The sequence below is a fragment of the Bradyrhizobium sp. 1200_D9_N1_1 genome, from assembly GCF_052075915.1.
GTDB classification, from domain to species: Bacteria; Pseudomonadota; Alphaproteobacteria; order Rhizobiales; family Xanthobacteraceae; genus Bradyrhizobium; species Bradyrhizobium diazoefficiens.
In genome coordinates this window covers 2,526,123-2,544,046 of record NZ_CP197226.1, presented here as the reverse complement: position 1 = coordinate 2,544,046, position 17,924 = coordinate 2,526,123, and the positions used below count along the sequence as shown (strand labels likewise).

At 64.5% G+C, this 17,924-nt stretch carries 17 protein-coding genes; 10 read left to right on the top strand and 7 right to left on the bottom strand.

Annotated elements, in window-relative coordinates:
- Positions 1-2: 2 nt before the first annotated feature.
- Positions 3-3,161, top strand: a complete 3,159-nt coding sequence (locus AB5K84_RS12295; RefSeq protein WP_441232400.1) for an efflux RND transporter permease subunit — start codon at positions 3-5, stop codon at positions 3,159-3,161.
- A gap of 307 nt (positions 3,162-3,468) precedes the next feature.
- On the opposite strand, the gene AB5K84_RS12290 is transcribed toward AB5K84_RS12295, so the two are convergent.
- Complete coding sequence (locus AB5K84_RS12290) at positions 3,469-4,641, bottom strand: MFS transporter (protein WP_161533619.1); 1,173 nt, start codon at positions 4,639-4,641, stop codon at positions 3,469-3,471.
- A gap of 59 nt (positions 4,642-4,700) precedes the next feature.
- Between AB5K84_RS12290 and AB5K84_RS12285 the strand changes: the two genes are divergently transcribed.
- Together AB5K84_RS12285 and AB5K84_RS12280 are read left to right on the top strand one after the other, a co-directional pair.
- Entirely contained in the window at positions 4,701-5,501 is an 801-nt protein-coding gene (locus AB5K84_RS12285) for an AraC family transcriptional regulator (RefSeq protein ID WP_161533618.1), read from the top strand.
- A 299-nt stretch (positions 5,502-5,800) separates the two neighbouring features.
- Positions 5,801-7,150, top strand: coding sequence for a malonyl-CoA decarboxylase (locus tag AB5K84_RS12280; RefSeq protein ID WP_011089468.1), 1,350 nt, complete (start codon positions 5,801-5,803; stop codon positions 7,148-7,150).
- 632 nt (positions 7,151-7,782) lie between these two features.
- Here the strand turns inward: AB5K84_RS12280 and AB5K84_RS12275 are convergent.
- The 6 genes from AB5K84_RS12275 to AB5K84_RS12250 all read right to left on the bottom strand — a co-directional run bounded on the left by AB5K84_RS12275 (position 7,783) and on the right by AB5K84_RS12250 (position 12,372).
- Positions 7,783-8,070, bottom strand: a complete 288-nt coding sequence (locus AB5K84_RS12275; protein WP_441232399.1) for a GIY-YIG nuclease family protein — start codon at positions 8,068-8,070, stop codon at positions 7,783-7,785.
- 404 nt (positions 8,071-8,474) lie between these two features.
- The gene (gene tarD / locus AB5K84_RS12270) at positions 8,475-9,644 is read right to left on the bottom strand and encodes a D(-)-tartrate dehydratase (protein WP_028174563.1); all 1,170 of its coding nucleotides are present in this window, start codon (positions 9,642-9,644) and stop codon (positions 8,475-8,477) included.
- Between the two features lie 104 nt (positions 9,645-9,748).
- Complete coding sequence (locus tag AB5K84_RS12265) at positions 9,749-10,006, bottom strand: DUF3297 family protein (RefSeq protein ID WP_011089470.1); 258 nt, start codon at positions 10,004-10,006, stop codon at positions 9,749-9,751.
- A complete protein-coding gene (locus AB5K84_RS12260; protein WP_011089471.1) occupies positions 10,003-10,479 on the bottom strand; it encodes a glutathione peroxidase in 477 nt (158 codons plus the stop codon). The genes AB5K84_RS12265 and AB5K84_RS12260 overlap by 4 nt, the downstream gene beginning before the upstream one ends.
- Before the next feature lie 2 nt (positions 10,480-10,481).
- Positions 10,482-11,882, bottom strand: a complete 1,401-nt coding sequence (locus tag AB5K84_RS12255) for an amidase family protein (protein WP_271551392.1) — start codon at positions 11,880-11,882, stop codon at positions 10,482-10,484.
- 232 nt (positions 11,883-12,114) lie between these two features.
- A complete protein-coding gene (locus AB5K84_RS12250; protein ID WP_028174561.1) occupies positions 12,115-12,372 on the bottom strand; it encodes a DUF6894 family protein in 258 nt (85 codons plus the stop codon).
- Positions 12,373-12,637: 265 nt separating this feature from the next.
- On the opposite strand from AB5K84_RS12250, the gene pqqA reads away from it, so the two are divergent.
- From pqqA to AB5K84_RS12215, 7 genes are all read left to right on the top strand, one after another.
- Positions 12,638-12,718, top strand: coding sequence for a pyrroloquinoline quinone precursor peptide PqqA (pqqA, locus tag AB5K84_RS12245; RefSeq protein ID WP_007595659.1), 81 nt, complete (start codon positions 12,638-12,640; stop codon positions 12,716-12,718).
- A 148-nt stretch (positions 12,719-12,866) separates the two neighbouring features.
- On the top strand, positions 12,867-13,796 hold the full coding sequence (gene pqqB / locus AB5K84_RS12240; protein WP_011089475.1) for a pyrroloquinoline quinone biosynthesis protein PqqB: 930 nt from the start codon (positions 12,867-12,869) through the stop codon (positions 13,794-13,796).
- Positions 13,793-14,572 carry a pyrroloquinoline-quinone synthase PqqC gene (pqqC, locus tag AB5K84_RS12235; RefSeq protein WP_271551393.1) on the top strand — a complete coding sequence of 260 codons (780 nt, stop codon included), beginning with the start codon at positions 13,793-13,795 and terminating at the stop codon, positions 14,570-14,572. Before pqqB ends, pqqC begins: the two co-directional genes overlap by 4 nt.
- Positions 14,573-14,597: 25 nt before the next feature.
- Complete coding sequence (gene pqqD / locus AB5K84_RS12230) at positions 14,598-14,909, top strand: pyrroloquinoline quinone biosynthesis peptide chaperone PqqD (protein WP_060908679.1); 312 nt, start codon at positions 14,598-14,600, stop codon at positions 14,907-14,909.
- A complete protein-coding gene (gene pqqE, locus AB5K84_RS12225; RefSeq protein WP_060908680.1) occupies positions 14,906-16,105 on the top strand; it encodes a pyrroloquinoline quinone biosynthesis protein PqqE in 1,200 nt (399 codons plus the stop codon). Before pqqD ends, pqqE begins: the two co-directional genes overlap by 4 nt.
- Complete coding sequence (pip, locus tag AB5K84_RS12220) at positions 16,095-17,081, top strand: prolyl aminopeptidase (RefSeq protein ID WP_161533614.1); 987 nt, start codon at positions 16,095-16,097, stop codon at positions 17,079-17,081. Before pqqE ends, pip begins: the two co-directional genes overlap by 11 nt.
- A 13-nt stretch (positions 17,082-17,094) precedes the next feature.
- Positions 17,095-17,772 (top strand): DUF4286 family protein, encoded by a 678-nt coding sequence (locus AB5K84_RS12215; RefSeq protein ID WP_011089480.1) that lies wholly within the window; start codon positions 17,095-17,097, stop codon positions 17,770-17,772.
- Positions 17,773-17,924 lie beyond the last annotated feature (152 nt).

The following is a 17,924-nucleotide window of genomic DNA, read 5'->3' as shown; positions in this document are numbered from 1 at the left end:
CCATGATCTCAAAATTCTTCATCGAGCGGCCGGTCCTCTCGAACGTCATCGCACTGCTGATGATCCTGATCGGCGGCGTCGCGCTGTTCAACCTCGCGATCGCGCAATACCCCGACGTGGTGCCGCCGACCGTGCAGGTCACCACGCGCTATCCCGGCGCCAGCGCCAAGACCGTGATCGACACGGTAGCCCTGCCGATCGAACAACAGGTCAATGGCGTCGAGGACATGCTCTACATGCAGTCCTACAGCGGCTCCGACGGCACCTATACGCTGACCGTGACCTTCAAGATCGGCACCGACCTCAACTTCGCGCAGGTGCTGGTGCAGAACCGCGTCTCCAGCGCGCTGTCGCAACTGCCGACGTCCGTGCAGAACCAGGGCGTCACCGTCCAGAAGAAATCGACCTCGATCCTGCTGTTCGTGACACTGACCTCGCCGGACTCCCGGTTCGACAGTCTCTATTTGAGCAACTACGCCACCATCAACATCCGCGACGAGCTCTCGCGCCTGCCCGGCGTCGGCAACGTCACGGTGTTCGGCGCAGGCCAGTATTCGATGCGGGTGTGGCTCGACCCGAACAAGCTGCAAGTCCGTGGCCTCGTGCCGCAGGACGTGATCCAGGCGATCCAGCAGCAGAGCCAGCAGGTCTCCGCCGGCCAGGTCGGCGCGCCGCCGACGCCGCCGGGCCAGGCGTTCCAATACACGCTCAACGTCAACGGCCGGCTCGACGACACCAGCCAGTTCGAGAACATCATCGTCAAGTCAGGCACCAGCGGCGACGTCACGCGGGTGCGCGACGTCGGCTGGGTCGAACTCGGCGCGCAGACCTACAGCCAGATCTTCTCGCTGAACAAGCAGCCCGCCACCGGCATCGGCGTGTTCCAGTCGCCGGGCGCCAACGCGCTCCAGGTCGAGCAGGCCGTCGAGAAGAAGATGGCGGAGCTCGCCAAGCGCTTCCCGGAAGGCATCAAATACGACACGCCGTTCGACACAACCAAATTCGTCGAGGCCTCGGTGCACGAGGTCTACATGACGCTGATCGACGCCGGCCTGCTCGTGCTGGTCGTGATCCTGGTGTTCCTGCAGGACTGGCGCGCCATGCTGGTGCCGGCAACGACCGTGCCGGTGACCATCATCGGCGCCTTCGCCGCGATGGCGGCGCTCGGCTTCACCATCAACATGTCCACGCTGTTCGCGATCGTGCTGGCGATCGGAATCGTCGTCGACGACGCCATCGTGGTGGTCGAAGGCGCCGCCCACAATATCGAGCAGGGCATGAACGGCCACGACGCCGCGATCAAGGCGATGGACCAGCTATTCGCGCCGATCGTCGGCATCACGCTGGTGCTGATCTCGGTGTTCCTGCCGGCCTCGTTCCTGGCGGGCCTCACGGGCCGCATCTACTCGCAATTCGCGCTGGTGATCGCGGCGACCGCGCTCTTGTCCGCCATCAACGCGGCGACCCTGAAGCCGACGCAATGCGCACTGTGGCTGCGGCCGGCGGTGCCGCCGGAGCAGCGCAACTTCTTCTATCGCGGCTTCAACAACGTCTATGACCGGGTCGAGCGCGGCTACACGCGGCTGATCACCTTCCTGGTCAGGCACGCCACGGTGTCGGTCGCGGTGGCGCTGGTGCTGATCGGGATCGGCGGCTACGGCCTGTCGCGGGTGCCGACCGGCTTCCTGCCGATCGAGGACCAGGGCTATCTGATCGCCGCCATCCAACTGCCCGACGGCGCCTCGCTGGAGCGGACCCAGAAGGTGCTCGACCGGGCCAGCGAGATCATCAAGGAGACGCCTGGCGTCCAGCAGGTCATCACCATCGCCGGCATCTCCGCGCTCGACAGCAGTGCGAGCCTTGCCAATGCCGGCGTCGCCTACATCATCCTGAAGGATTGGGACGCGCGCAAAGGTCCCGGCGAGGATCTGCGCTCGCTGGTCTACGGTCTCAACGACAAGCTCGCTGTGATCATGGAGGCGCGCACCATCGTGCTGCCGCCGCCGCCGATCCAGGGCATCGGCAACGCCGCCGGCTTCTCGATGCAGGTCGAGCTGCGCGACGGCAACAGCGATTTCGCCAAGCTGCAGGCGATCACCGGTGCGATGGTCTCCAACGGCCAGAGCCAGAGCGCGCTCCAGCGCGTCCAGTCCTCGTTCCGCTCGTCGGTGCCGCAATTCAACGTCGAGATCGACCGCATCAAGACCCAGACTTTGCATGTCACCACCGATCAGGTGTTCTCCGCGCTGTCGACCTATCTCGGCTCGTCCTTCGTCAACCAGTTCAACAAGTTCGGCCGCGTGTTCCAGGTCTATACGCAAGCCGATCCGGCCTTCCGCGTCACCGAGCGCGACATCGCCAACATGCAGGTGCGCAACTCGAACGGCGACATGATCCCGATCGGCACGGTGGCCACGATCACGCCGGCCACCGGCCCGTCGCTGATCAGCCTCTACAATCTCTATCCCTCCTCGACAATCATCGGCCTGCCGGCACAGGGCTACTCGTCCGGCCAGTCGCTGAAGCTGATGGAGGAGATTGCCGACAAGACGCTGCCGCAGGGCACGGGTTATGAATGGACCGCGATGTCCTACCAGGAGAAGGCGGTCTCGAACCAGATCTACTGGGTGTTCGGCCTCGCCATGCTGCTGGTCTATCTCGTGCTCGCCGGCCAGTACGAGAGCTGGTACGCGCCGATCTCGGTGATCCTCGCCGTGCCGCTGTCGCTGATCGGGCCAATGCTGATCCTCAACGGCCTCAAGATCGACAACAACCTCTATTGCCAGATCGGCCTGATCCTCTTGATCGCGCTGTCGGCCAAGAACGCCATCCTGATCGTCGAGGTCGGGCTGGAGCTGCACGGCCGCGACGGCAAGCCGATCCTGGTGTCGGCGATCGAGGCGGCCCGCGCCCGCTTCCGCCCGATCCTGATGACCTCGTTCGCCTTCATCCTCGGCGTGGTGCCGCTGGTGATCGCGACCGGCGCCGGCGCCAGCGCCCGCAAGTCGATCGGCATCACCGTGTTCTCGGGCATGCTGGCCTCGACCTGCCTCGCGGTGCTGTTCGTGCCTGCGTTCTTCGTGGTGGTGCAGCGGTTCGAGAACTGGCGGGCGTCGAAGAAGGCGCCGAAAACGCAGCCGGCCGTGGAGGTGAAGCCGTAGGCTTTTTCTGCGGAGGCCCGCTCCGATAAAAAAAGTCGAAAACAACCCCATGCACAGTAGAACGGCGTTGATGGCGTTGAGGTTTTTTCAGCGACGCCAGCGTTTGACCCGTCGGGCAAGACACTGGCAGAATGGCATCATCGGCAGGCATGGCGCGAGCCGCCGCCGCATCCACCGTCATTGCCATCTTCCCCGTCATTGCGAGCGCAGCGAAGCAATCCAGAGTCCCTCCGCGGAGGCAGACTGGATTGCTTCGCTGCGCTCGCAATGACGAGGTGGAGACAGTTGCCTGCTTCGCGACAATCACTTACGCCGCCTGCGGCGTCCGGATCTCGCGCGGCAGGATCAACGCGGCTGCGATCGCGAGCAGGCAGAGCGCGGCGAAGGCGTGCAGCATGGTGACGAACCCGCCCTGCTCGTAGAGCCAGGCGACCAGGCCGACGGAGGCGCCGGCGGCGGTGAAGCCGACGAAATAGCGCACGGCATAGGCGCGCGAGCGCCACTCTTCCGTGGTGTATTTGCCGACCATGGCATCGTTGACCGTGACCTGCCCGAACGCACCCATGACGATGCCGATCGAGACCAGGATCAGCGGCAGATTGGACAGGCTCGCAGCCAGATACAGGAACGGCGCCAGCATGAAGGACAGCGGCAGCGCCACCGTCTTCAGCGAATAGCGGTCGAGCAGCCGGCCGATCGTGTACTGGGTCATCGCGCCGAACACGTAGACACAGGCCGCGATGACGCCGAGCAGCGCCGGGCTCCTGGTGAGATCGGCGAGCCGCTCCGCGAACAGTTTTGGCAGCGCGACGGTGACGGCGTTGAAGGTGGTGGAGATCGCGATCACCACGATCAGCAGCGCCAGGATCACGCGCCACATGTCCTGCTTGGCGACGCGCGCCTGCGCCGCCGCCTGCTTCGAACCCTTGCGGTCCTCGTGCACGACGATCATCGCAAAGGCGATGCCGATCAGGATGGTGACGACGCCGGGGACGATGAAGGCAAAACGCCAGCCGAGATACTGGCCGATCACGCCGGTCACCAGCGCGGACGAGGCCACGCCGAGATTGCCCCAGACGCCGTTGATGCCCATCTCGCGGCCGAGCCTGTCGGCATAGGACACGATCATGGCGGTGCCGACGGGATGGTAGATCGAGGCGAAGATGCCGATCGCCAGCAGCGCCGCGCCGAGCTGAACCGGGGTCTGAACGAAGCCGACCGAGATCATGGAGAGGCCAATGCCGACGAAGAAGATCAGCATCATGTGGCGGCGGCTCCAGCGGTCCCCGAGCCAGCCTGTCAGCAGCGAGCCCGCGCCGAACGCGATGAAGCCCGGCGTCGCGTAAGGCAAAAGTTCCGAATAGGCCATGCCGAGCGCCGGCCCCATGATGATCACGGCGGCGGCGAAGATCAGCATCGAATAATGGTCGATGAAATGGCCTGCGTTGACGAAACTGATGACCCGGCTGGGGCTGTTCATACGAATCCTCTCCTGCTCCGAAATGAGTTATATTTCGGGCAAATGACGGGATGCAGCCAATGACTGTCTTGGAAACGCCAATCCTCCGGGAGGTCCGGAGCAACCATCGCTCGCCTGCGGGCGTGCATCTGGTCGCGCGTGACTACCCCAGGGGCCTGCGGCTCGATCCGCACATGCACCGCGAGGCGCAGCTCGTCTATGCCGCCAAGGGCACGATGCAGGTGACGACACCGAAGGGCCGCTGGCTGGTGCCGCCGGACCGCGCCGTCTGGGTCCCGGCCGGGCTCGAGCATGCCATCGACCTGCTCGCCGACATCGAGTTGCGCACGCTGTATTTCGACCTGCCCTGGCTGAAGCGCGAGCAACGCTATGAAGGCCTGACCAAGGAATTCGTGGTGCGGGTCTCGCCGTTGCTCAACCAGGCGATCCTCGCGCTGTTCGACGCGCGCAACACGGAAGAGCGCACCGAGCTGCTGGTCCGCCTCGTCATGCTGGAATTGCACCAGGCCGAGGATTCCGCGACCTTCGTGCCGCTGCCGCGCGAGCCGCGCTGCCGGCGCGCCGCGATGATCGTGCTCGACGACCCAACCGGCCTGCACGACATCGATACGCTGGCGCGCGAGGTCGGAACCTCCGCGCGCACGCTGTCGCGGCTGTTCTCCACGGAGACGCAACTGAGCTTCAAGAGCTGGTGCCAGCGCGCCCGGATCGCCGCGGCAATCCAGCGGCTGTCCACAGATGCGAACGTTTCGGTGAAGCAGCTCGCGACCCAGCTCGGCTATGCCAGCGTGCCGGCGTTCTCGGCCGCGTTCCGCCAGGTGACAGGGCGGACGCCGACGGAGTTTGCGGGGAAGGGGTAGCGGCAACCTCGGTGTCGTTGCTCGCCGCTCCACTCCCGGTGTCATTGCCCGCGAAGGCGGGCAATCCAGTACTCCGAGACGGCGCGGCTAGAACCGAGACGCCGCTGCGTACTGGATGCCCCGCCTGCGCGGGGCATGACAGCGGTTGTGAAGCGCGACGGTCTTCGCGGGGCATGACAACGTTCCTGAGTCGCCTGCCCTGACTAAAGTTGCCAAATTCCCCTGCTTGATTGTGATCGGCTTCTGCCTAAATCCCGTGTAAGCTTCCGCACCGCACAAACCGGTTTCGAAAGGCCCAGATGGCTAACGCCTTCTTCTCCGATCTCCTCGCCACCATCTCCGAGCGCGGCCGTACGCTGCTTCGTCGCGATTCCGCGGATACCAAACAGGACGCCGACGGCCTGATCGCGCTCTGCGGTGCGCTGCTGTCGGGCCGGGGCGAAGCCTCCGGCACAGCCATGGCGCGCGAGGTGCTCGATCTCTACCAGGACCTGGATGCGGCAGGACGCCGCGCCTTCTTCGAGGCGCTGGTGCGCGATTTCGGCCCCGACCGGGAACGCCTGTCCAAGGCGATAGAGAAATGGCGCGCCAAGCCCAGCGACGAGGACGCGAGCTCGCTGCATTTCGCCTCCGAGCCGCGCCGGCAGGAGCTGATCCGCCGCCTCAACCGCGCGCCCGGCGGCACCGGCGACCTCGTCAACATGCGTGCCGACCTGCTCGGCATGATGAACGGACACACCGATCTCGCCGCGCTCGATCGCGACGTCTCGCATCTGCTTTCTTCGTGGTTCAACAGGGGGTTTCTCGTGCTGCGCAGGATTGACTGGTCAACCCCGGCCAACATCCTCGAAAAGATCATTCGCTATGAAGCCGTCCACGAGATCAGCGACTGGGACGATTTGCGCCGTCGCATCGATCCGGTCGACCGCCGCTGCTACGCCTTCTTCCATCCGGCGATGGTGGACGAGCCCCTGATCTTCGTCGAGGTGGCGCTGACCGAGACGATTCCCGGCGCGATCGCGCCGCTGCTGGCGGTCGACCGCCAGCATCTGCCGATCGAGCGCGCGCGCACCGCCGTGTTCTATTCGATCTCCAACACCCAGCGTGGCCTCGGCGGCATCTCGTTCGGCAGCTTCCTGATCAAGCAGGTGGTGGAAGAGCTGCGCCGCGAATTGCCGAAGCTCGACAGCTTCGTGACGCTGTCGCCGGTGCCGGGCTTCATGCAATGGGTCAAGCAGGACAAGGAGCTGCCGCTGTCGGACGAGGATCGCGAGGTGCTGAAGCGCCTCGACGATCCCAAATGGTTCGAGAACCCCGAGACGACGGCACTGCTGCGCGGCATACTGGAGCCGCTCGCGGCGCACTACTTCCTGAAGGCCCGCACGGCGAAGGGCCGGCTGATCGACTCCGTCGCCCGCTTCCATCTCGGCAACGGCGCGCGGCTCGAGCGCATCAACTGGCTCGGCGACCTCTCGCCCAAGGGCGTGCGCGAGTCGGCCGGCGTGATGGTCAACTACCTCTACCGCCTCGACGACATCGAGAAGAACCACGAAGCCTACGCCAATGACGGCGAGATCGTTGCCTCAAGCGCGGTGAAGAAGCTGCTGAAGGGCGAAGGACGGCGGCTGCTGGACATGCGGCTGTCGTAAGGGACGGCCAGCTCACCCACATCGTCATTGCGAGCGTAGCGAAGCAATCCAGACTGCCACCGCGGAAAGAGTCTGGATTGCTTCGCTGCGCTCGCAATGACGGAGAATGTGGCGACACCTCGCGCCCCAACCACCCCCGAGGGCTCGGGCGCCCGCGACTGACACTGCTTTCTCCACCGTCATTTGCGAGGAGCCCTTGCGACGAAGCAATCCAGACCGTCTCCGCGGAGAGACTCTGGATTGCTTCGCTACGCTCGCAATGACGGAGAATGTGGCGACCACCTCGCGCCCCAACCACCCGCCGAGGGCTCAGGCGCCCGCGACTGACACTGCTTTCTCCACCGTCATTGCGAGGAGCTCCTTGCGACGAAGCAATCCAGACTGCCTTCGCGGAGAGATTCTCGATTGCTTGGCTGCGCTCGCAATGACGGAGAATGTGGCGACACCTCGCGCCCCAACCACCCGCCGAGGGCTCGGGCGCCCGCGACTGACACTGCTTTCTCCACCGTCATTGCGAGGAGCCCTTGCGACGAAGCAATCCAGACCGTCTCCGCGGAGAGACTCTGGATTGCTTCGCTCCGCTCGCAATGACGGTGGCGACCACCACGCCCACTTTCGGCACTTTCCGGCGGTCAGATCAGCGTCTCGTACAAATCCATCCAGTCCGGATTGATGCTCTCGATCAATGCAAGCTTCTTTGCCCGGCTGCCACTCTTGATCTGCTTCTCGCGCGCAATCGCGTCGATCATTGTCGCGTGCAGTTCGTACCAGACAAGGAGCTTGCAGGCGTATTTCGACGAGAAGCCCTTTATCAATCCCTCGCGATGCTCGAACGCGCGGCGCGGCGGATTGGAGGTGACGCCTGTGTAGATCGTGCCTTTGCGGCGGTTGGCGAACATGTACACGCAGGGCTGCTTCATGATCTTGCTCGATTAAGGGAGCCTTCACGATAGCACAACCAGGGGATGATTTCGAGCAGCACCCCGCGGTTGGCGCGATAAAAAAATTCCGAAGCTCTCGCCACACCGTCATTGCGAGGAGCCCTTGCGACGAAGCAATCCAGATCGTCTCCGCGGAGAGATTCTGGATTGCTTCGCTGCGCTCGCAATGACGGAGTTTGTTGGCACCCGCGTGCAAACCCAACCCGCTGTCCGCCGTAGACCCAGGCCGACACCGCCCTCTCCACCGTCATTGCGAGGAGCTCGCGACAAAATTGCGAAGCAATTTTGCGCTGATGCGACGAAGCAATCCAGACAGCCCTCGCGGAGAGAGTCTGGATTGCTTCGCTGCGCTCGCAATGACGGAGTGTGTTGGCGCAGCCGGGCTACTCCGCCAGCGCCTTCATCTCCTTGTAGAGATCCGACTTGCCCTCGAAGCCGATGCCCGGAAGGTCCGGCATGGTGATGTGGCCGTTCTCGACGCGCACGCCGTCGGGGAAGCCGCCGTAGGGCTGGAACAGGTCCGGGTAGCTTTCGTTGCCGCCGAGGCCAAGGCCGGCGGCGATGTTGAGCGACATCTGGTGGCCGCCATGCGGGATGCAGCGGCTTGGCGACCAGCCATGGGTCTTCAGCACTTCGAGCGTGCGCTGGTATTCGCAGAGGCCATAGGACAGCGCGCAGTCGAATTGCAGCCAGTCGCGGTCCGGACGCATGCCGCCATAGCGGATCAGGTTGCGGGCGTCCTGGTGGCTGAACAGGTTTTCGCCTGTCGCCATCGGGCCGGGATAGAATTCGGCGAGCGCGGCCTGCAGCGCGTAGTCGAGGGGGTCGCCGACCTCCTCGTACCAGAACAGCGGATAGTCCCGCAGCATCTTGGCGTAGGCGATGCCGGTCTCGAGGTTGAAGCGGCCGTTGGCGTCGACGGCGAGCTGCGCGTCCTTGCCGATTTCCTCCAGCACCGCCTCGATGCGCATGCGATCCTCCTCGATAGGCGCGCCGCCGATCTTCATCTTCACGACGTTGTAGCCGCGGTCGAGATAGCCGCGCATCTCGCCGCGCAGCATCGATAGCCCCTTGCCGGGATAGTAGTAGCCGCCGGCGGCATAGACGAACACGCGCGGGTTGGCTTTGACGCCGTGACGTTCGGCGAGCAGGCGAAACAGCGGCTTGCCCGCGATCTTCGCCACCGCGTCCCACACCGCCATGTCGATGGTGCCGACCGCGACCGAGCGCTCGCCATGGCCGCCCGGCTTCTCGTTGATCATCATCGCGGCCCAGACCTTGTCGGGATCGAGATTGTCGCCGGCCTCGTTCAGAAGCTTCTTCGGATCGGCCTCCAGGATGCGAGAGGCGAAGCGTTCGCGGATCAGGCCGCCCTGCCCGTAGCGGCCGTTGGAATTGAAGCCGTAGCCGACGACCCGCTTGCCGTCGCGCACAACGTCAGTGACGACGGCGACGAGGCTCGTCGTCATCTTGGTGAAATCGATATAGGCGTTGCGGATCGGCGATGAGATCGGCTTGGTGATCTCGCGGACGTCGACGATGCGGACGGACATGGGGTTGGCTTTCTCTTATCGTCATTCCGGGGCGATGCGCAGCATCGAACCCGGAATCTCGAGATTCCGGGTTCTCGCTTCGCGAGCCCCGGAATGACAGCATGTTACTTCTTATCCCTGAAATACGGCTCGACCGGCCCGTGCACCTTGATGGTCAGCGGGTTGCCGTGGCGGTCCTTGGCGTTGCCGGCGGTGACGCGGACCCAGCCTTCGCTGATGCAGTACTCCTCGACATTGGTCTTCTCGATGCCCTTGAAGCGGATGCCGACGTCGCGCGCCAGGATGTCCGCGTTGTAATAGGGGCTGTTCGGATCGACCGACAGGCGGTCCGGAAATTCGTCGCTCATGATTGTCTCGCTCATAACAGGGTCTCGATTTGCTGCCGCAATCCTTCGGGCCGCGCGGTCGGCGCGTAGCGCGCGATCACCCGGCCGGCACGGTCCACCAGGAATTTGGTGAAATTCCATTTGATGGAGGCGCCGAGGAGCCCGGATTGCTGGCGTTTCAGATACTCATACAAAGGATGCGCGTTGGCGCCGTTGACGTCGATCTTCTCGAACAGGGGAAAGGTGACGTCGTAATTGGTCGAGCAGAATTCCTGGATCTCGCTCGCCTGCCCCGGCTCCTGCGCGCCGAACTGGTTGCAGGGAAAGCCGAGCACCGCGAAGCCGCGCGGCGAGAGATCGCGGTAGAGATCCTCAAGGCCGCGATATTGCGGCGTGAAGCCGCATTTGCTCGCGGTGTTGACGATCAGGAGCACCTGCCCTTCGAACCGGCGCATGGGCACTTCCTCGCCGAGCAGCGAGTTGGCCTTGAAGTCGTAAATCGCCGACATCGCTAACCCACGGGATCGATCGGCGACGGCGGCACGCCGCCCGCCTCGATCGCTTCGCCGGCAAGCAGGCACAGATCCTCGCGGTAGCGGCCGGACACGATATGCACGCCGACCGGCGCCTTGCCGACGAGGCCGGTGGAGACCACGAGGCCCGGCAGACCCATGAAGGGAATCGCGATCTGGGGCAGCTGCGCCTCCCAGACCCGCTTGAAGGATTCGTCGTCTTTGCGGTCGAGATGATCCGGGAACGGCAATTCGCCGGAGACCGGCGTCAGCAGCACCGCATATTTTTCGAAGAACAGCATCCAGTCGCGGGTCAGCGTGGCGCGGCGGGTCAATGCCTTCGCGTAATTCGCCTGGTCCATCGGCGTCACCCTGCTGCGGTTGCCGCGCAGGCACGCCAGCGCACCGGGATCGCCTTCGCGCTCTGCCATCTCGAGCTGCGCCTCATAGCCGTCGCCGAGCCAAAGCTTGATCTGCCACTCGACCGCCTCGCGCATCGGCGGCGTGTTCTCGATCACGTCAACGGTCCACCCGGCACGCTCGAGGCGCTTGCCGGCATCGGTCACCGCCGCCTTCACCTCCGGCGTGGTCGCAAGGCCGTCCGGGTTGAGGCAGAGCGCGGCGCGCTTCGGCCGCGCGGGACCTTCCAGCGGCGCCGGCACATACCAGGGGTCGCGGATGTCGCGCGCCGACATGGCCGCGAGCGAAATCCTGATGTCGTTGACGGTGCGCGCCAGGGGTCCCGACACCGCCATGATCTGCGGGCCGATCGGGCGTTCCGGCAGCGCCGGATTGAAGGCGGGGATGCGGCCCAGGGTCGGCCGCAGGCCATGCACGCCGCAGGCATAGGCGGGATAGCGGATCGAGCCGGCGATGTCGGTGCCATGGGCGATATGGCCGATGCCGGCCGCGACCGCCGAGCCGGCGCCGCCAGACGAGCCGCCCGGCGTCAGCGAGGCATCGCGGGGGTTCTTGGTGTCGCCGTGGACCAGGTTTGTGGTGAACCAGCGATAGGAGAAGGCAGGGCAATTGGTGCGGCCGAGCAGGATGGCGCCGGATTTGCGGAAATTGGCAACCACCGGATTGTCTTCCCGCGCGATCAGGTCGCGCTGGAGTTTCAGGCCGTTGGTGGTGGCAAAGCCCTCCTGGTCGACATTGGCCTTGATGGTGACGGGCACGCCGGCCAGCACGCCGGGGTCCTCGCCCCGGCCAATTGCGGCATCGACGGCGTCGGCCTGCTTGAGCACGTCCTCCGGCCGGTGGTCGATCACGGCGTTGAGCTGGGGATTGACGGCGTCCAGACGGGCGAGGCCCGCCTTGGCCGCCTCCCTGGCGGACACCTTTTTGGTCTTGACGAGGGTGGCGAGGTCGGCAGCCGACAGGCGCCAGAGATCTTGCATGGCTTGCTCCGTGTAACCAGCGTCTTTTAGCGCCGGGAACGCGGTAAAGCCATGCGGATTTCGCAGGGCGAAGGGCTCGGATTGCGGCATCTTTCGGCATTGCGAGCGCAGCGAAGCAATCCAGACTGTCTCCGCGGAACCGGTCTGGATTGCTTCGTCGCATCAGCGCAAAATTGCTTCGCAATTTTGTCGCGCGCTCCTCGCAATGACGTGGAGAGAGCGGCGGACCTCTCTAATGCCTCGTCGCGGACTGATCCGGCATGTCCAGCAGCGCTTCGGTGAAGGGAAACTCCAGCACGACTTCGCCGTCGACATCGGTGACCTCGATCACCGCCTCCAGCAGCGCCGGCTGGGTCCCTTCCGATCTCAGGACCTCCAGGATCATCTGGCGGGCGACCTCCCAGGCGCGATCGGGATTCCGCAGATCCTCGCCCTCGGGATCCACGATCAATTCATCGCCGATGCGGGTGTTGAAGAAATATTTGGGCATCACCGAGGTCCAGATTGGGTCGCCTGTAGCCGATTGGAAGCCGTTCCATACTCACAACTGGTTTATCCCGACAGGGATCACGACCTATCGGTAATTTTTCTTATGTCATTCGCTCAACTTTACGGCCGCAATACGCTCTCTTTGCAGTGCAACAATTCCGCCAGCCTACTACTTAGGTCGGGAAAATTTCACTGGCGAACTTTTCCACCCGCAGTAATTTAACCCGTGGGCGGATGCGTCCGAATTCACGAAAATGGAGAGCCAAATGGCCTGGAAAGCCCCGAAGATCGTCGAAGTGCCCTGCGGCATGGAAATCAACATGTATGTGAGCGCCACCCGCAAGTAAGCGGTTGGTGAGTTTGCGTTCTGCGCAGGTGGTTCTTTCGGTCGGGCACTCTCGGCTACGATGTCTTCCGGTCACGATGCATTTCCGGAAGATAGATTTCGTGTCGGCCTGAGATCCACCTCGCGACGTTGCCTCCAGGAGACGGATCATGCTTCGCGTCGTCGTCCTGGGCGCCGGGGCCGGCGGCGGAGTGCCGCAATGGAATTGTGGCTGCGAAGGTTGCCGCACGGCCCGTGCCATCGGCGATGAGCTCTTGCGAACCCAGGCCTCGGTCGCCTTCAGCGGCGACGGTGAGCATTGGTTCCTGATCAACGCCTCCCCCGATCTGCGCCAGCAATTGAATGCCACGCCGCAACTGCACCCCAAGCCGGGCGCGCTGCGTCATACGCCGGTCGCGGGCGTGATCCTGACCAATGGCGAGGTCGATGCCGTGGCAGGCCTGCTGTCGATGCGCGAGGGCTCGCCCTTCACGGTCTATGCGCATGAGAAGGTGCTGGCGATCCTCAGCGCCAACAGCATCTTCAACGTGCTGAACGAGAAGAACGTGCGGCGCCAGCCGATCGCCATCAGCGAGCCGTTCGAGCCGCGGCTGGTTGACGGTGCGCGGTCTGGAATCGAGGTGTTGCCGTTCGCGGTCCCCGGCAAATCGGCTTGGTACCTGGAAGGCAAGGCGCATCCGGGCGGCGAGACCGGCGACGGCGATACGCTGGGGCTCAAGATCACCGACAAGACAACCGGCAAGTGCTTCTACTTCATCGCCGCCTGCGCCGAAGTGACCGACGCGCTCAAGGCCGAGATCGACGGCGCCGCGCTGGTGTTCTTCGACGGCACGGTCTGGCAGGACGACGAGATGATCAAAGCCGGGCTCGGCCACAAGACCGGCAAGAGCATGGGGCATGTCGCCATGTCCGGCGAGGACGGCGCGATCGCGCGGCTCGCCGACCTCGATATCGACAGGAAGCTGTTTCTGCATATCAATAACTCGAACCCGGCGCTGCTGCCCGCTTCACCCGAGCGGAAAGCGGCCGAGCAGGCGGGCTGGCAGATACCCGCGGATGGAACGGAGATCGTGCTGTGAATGCCGCATCACTGACTGGAATAACCGCGCTCTCGATCGGCAAGGACATCAAGCTCAACTCGGCCGAGGAGCTGGAAGCGGCGCTGCGCCATATCGGCGCGACCCGCTATCACAGCCTGCATCCGTTCCATAAGCTGCTGCACGGCGGCATGCTGAACAAGGGCCAGGTGCAGGCCTGGGCGCTGAACCGCTACTATTACCAGAGCACGATCCCGATCAAGGACGCGGTGGTGATCTCGCGCTTCCGCGACCGCGCCACGCGCCTGGAATGGCGCCACCGCATCGAGGACCATGACGGCGATGTCGGCTCCGAAGGCGGCATCGAGCGCTGGCTGAAGCTGACCGAAGGCCTCGGCCTCGACACCGCCTATGTGGAATCCACCGAAGGCATTCTCCCCGCTACGCGCTTCGCGGTGGAGGCCTATGTCCACTACTGCCGCGAGAAGAGCCCGCTGGAGGCGATCGCCTCCTCGCTCACGGAACTGTTCGCGCCAAGCATCCACGAAGAGCGCATCGCCGGCATGTTGCAGCATTATGATTTCGTCAATCCTGATATCATGAGCTACTTCAAGCGCCGCCTCACGCAGGCGCCGCGCGATGCCAATTTCGCGCTCGAATATGTCAGGACGCATGCGAGGACGCCGGAGGAGCGTGCCTCCGTGTGCAATGCGCTGATCTTCAAGACCAACGTGCTGTGGGTGCAGCTCGATGCGCTCCAGCACGCCTATGTCGAGGGCCACATTCCGCCGGGCGCGTTCGTGCCCAAAGAAAACTAAAAAGGCGAGCTGAAGAGGAACTGTCATGGCCGGGCCGCGTCATATCAGCGTCAGCGAGGCGAGCCGCCCCGTGCTGCCGCGGCATGCCAAGCTGAAATACGACGAGACGCGCAAAGTGTGGGTGATCCTGGCGCCGGAGCGCGTGCTGGCACCGGACGAGATCGCGGTCGAGGTCCTGCAGCTCTGCAACGGCGAGCGCAGCGTTGGCGACGTTTCCGACCAGCTGGCGGCGAAATACGCCGCGCCGCGCGAGGCGATCCTCACCGATGTCGTCGCCATGCTCCAGGATCTCGCCGACAAGGGCTTCCTCACCGAGGCCCGGGAGAAGACGTCATGAGCGATGTGCTCGGTAATCCCAAAATCCCGCCCGGGACAAGTGACAGCCTCGCGGTGCTGGAGAAGCAGCGCTCGACGGCGGAGACCTTCGGCATTCCGCTCGCCGTGCTGCTCGAGATCACGCATCGCTGTCCGCTGCAATGTCCCTATTGCTCCAACCCGGTCGAGCTCGACCGCTCGGGCAAGGAACTGACGACCGAGGAATGGAAGAAGGTGTTGAGCGAGCTCGCCGAGATCGGCGTGCTCCAGGTGCATTTCTCAGGCGGCGAGCCGACGGCGCGGAAGGATCTCGTCGAGCTGGTGAAGCATGCCAGCGACGTCGGCCTCTACACCAACCTCATCACCTCGGCCGTGCTGCTGACGCGCGAGCGGCTGAGCGAGCTGGCGGACGCCGGGCTGTGCCACGTGCAGATCAGCTTCCAGGGCGTCGAGGAGGGCCTTGCCGATCGCGTCGCCGGCTACCGGAACGCGCACCGCAAGAAGCTCGAAGTCGCGAAGTGGACGCGCGAGCTCGACCTGCCGCTCACCGTGAATGCGGTGATGCACCGGCAGAACCTGCACCAGCTCCCCGACATCATCCAGATGTCGATCGATCTCGACGCCGACCGGCTCGAGGTCGCCAACGTGCAATATTACGGCTGGGCGCTGAAGAACCGCGCCGCCTTGATGCCGACGGTGGCGCAGCTCGACGAATGCACCCGCCTCGTCGAGGAAGCGCGGGAACGGCTGAAGGGCCGGCTTTCGATCGACTACGTCGTGCCGGACTATTACGCGCTGCGGCCGAAGAAGTGCATGGGCGGCTGGGGCCGGCAGTTCTTCAACATCTCGCCGGCCGGCAAGGTGCTGCCCTGCCATGCCGCCGAGAGCATCACCGGGCTCGACTTCGAATCCGTGCGCTCCAACCACTCGATCGCCTGGATCTGGCAGAACTCCGAGGCCTTCAACCGCTATCGCGGCACCGGCTGGATGAAGGAGCCGTGCAAATCCTGCGAATTCCGCGAGATCGATTTCGGCGGCTGCCGCTGCCAGGCCTTCGCGCTGACGGGCGATGCCGCCAACACCGATCCGGCCTGTGCGCTGTCGCCGCTGCACGAGACCATCTTCAAGCAGGCCGAGCGCGAGGCCGAGGGCGAGACCAACCGCTTCCTCTACCGCAACTTCGCCGGCGGTACCCTGGAACCCGAGAATGACGCCTGACGCCGACGCGGCCAGCTCACTCAGGCGTGCCGATCCCTTTGCGCCGCTGACCTCCGACATGCTCGACGTCGGCGACGGCTTTGAGCTCTATGTCGAGAGCGTCGGCCGCGCCGGCGGAATCCCTGCGATCTACCTGCATGGCGGGCCCGGCAGCGGCTGCCAGCCCGATCATCGCCGGCTTTTTGATCCTGAGCGTCTCCATGCCGTGCTGTTCGACCAGCGCGGCTGCGGCCGCAGCCGGCCGAAGGGCTCGCGCGAGCACAACACCACGGCGCATCTGATCGCGGACATGGAGAAGATCCGCGAGAAATTCGGCTTCGAACGCTGGATCGTGGTCGGCGGCTCCTGGGGCGCGACGCTGGCGCTGGCGTATGCGCAGGCGCATCCCGAGCGCGTCTCCGGCATCGCGCTGCGCGCGACCTTCCTGGGCACGCGGGCGGAAGTCGTCACCGGCTTCACCGTGCGCCTGCCGCATTTCTATCCCGGGCTGCACGAGGATTTTCTCAGCGTGCTGCCGCCCGAGGAGCGGGACCGGCCGGTAGACGCCTATTGGCGCCGCATCCTCGATGCCGATCCGGCCGTGCATGGACCGGCGGCGCGGGCCTGGCACGATACCGAGCGCATCTTGTCCGAGCACAAGCCCGCACGGACGCGGCTCGACCTCGCCTCGCTGAACGTCTGGCGCACATTACCGGCGACGCCGTTCATGGAAGCGCACTACTTCGTCAACGACAGCTTCATGACCGCAAACCAGCTGCTGCAGAATGCAGGGAGGCTCGCCGGCATTCCCGGCATCATCATCCAGGGCCGCTACGACCTGCTGTGCCCGCCCGAGACAGCGCATGCGCTCGCGAAAGTCTGGCCGGGTTCCGAGCTTCGCATCGTGGAAGAAGCCGGGCATTCGCTCTATGATACCGGCGTGAGGGACGCGGTCATGAAGTCGATCGCGGACCTTGCCTCGAAGTCCGCGCGATGAGAGGACAAGAAAAATGCCGCTCGCCGGGAAAGGCATGCTGCTGACGTCGATGAATATCGACGCGGCCGATGAGGCCGATTTCAACCGCTGGTACGATCGCGAGCATCTGGAAGAGCGTGTCGCGATCGAGGGATTCCTGGAAGCACGGCGCTATGTCGCCCACGCCGCCAATCCCAGATATCTCTGCCTCTATTCGACCGCGACGCTCGACGTGCTCGACAGCCCCGCCTACCGGGCGCGGCTCGCGAGCCCGACCGACTGGTCGCGGCAGACCATGGCGCGTTTCAAGGACATGCTGCGCGTCGTCGCGCGCGTCACCATCAGCAACGGCAGCGGACGCGGAGCTGCGCTCGGCGTGGTGCGGCTGCGGCCGACGCCCGGCAACGCCGCGCCATGGCGTGACGCGCTGCAAGAAAGGCTGGCGCCGGAAAAGCGCGACGGCATCATCTCGATGCATCTGCTCGAGAGCGAGCCGGAACTGTCGGGCGCAGCGCCCGGGATTCCGGCAGTGCGCAACGAAGGTGCACGCGACTGGTTCGTGCTGATCGACGGCACGCATGTCGGCGCGGTCTCGGCTGTCATTGCCGAACGCTTCACCGGCCCCGCCGCATCGCCCTTCCCGCTTCCCGTCTCCGTCGGCACCTACGCGCTGATGTGGGACCTCGCGAAGAGCGACATCGCGCACCGCTGACGCGCCTCCATGCACCGCAACATATTGCACCGCCGCATTGCTGCGCGCAGCCGTTAATGCTGTGCACGCGCAGCTCCCATGAAAGCGGGTGATCCCCCAAATTTGCCGTTGTACTTCGGAAGAGTTCTAATAAGCTAACCCAATGACGTCAT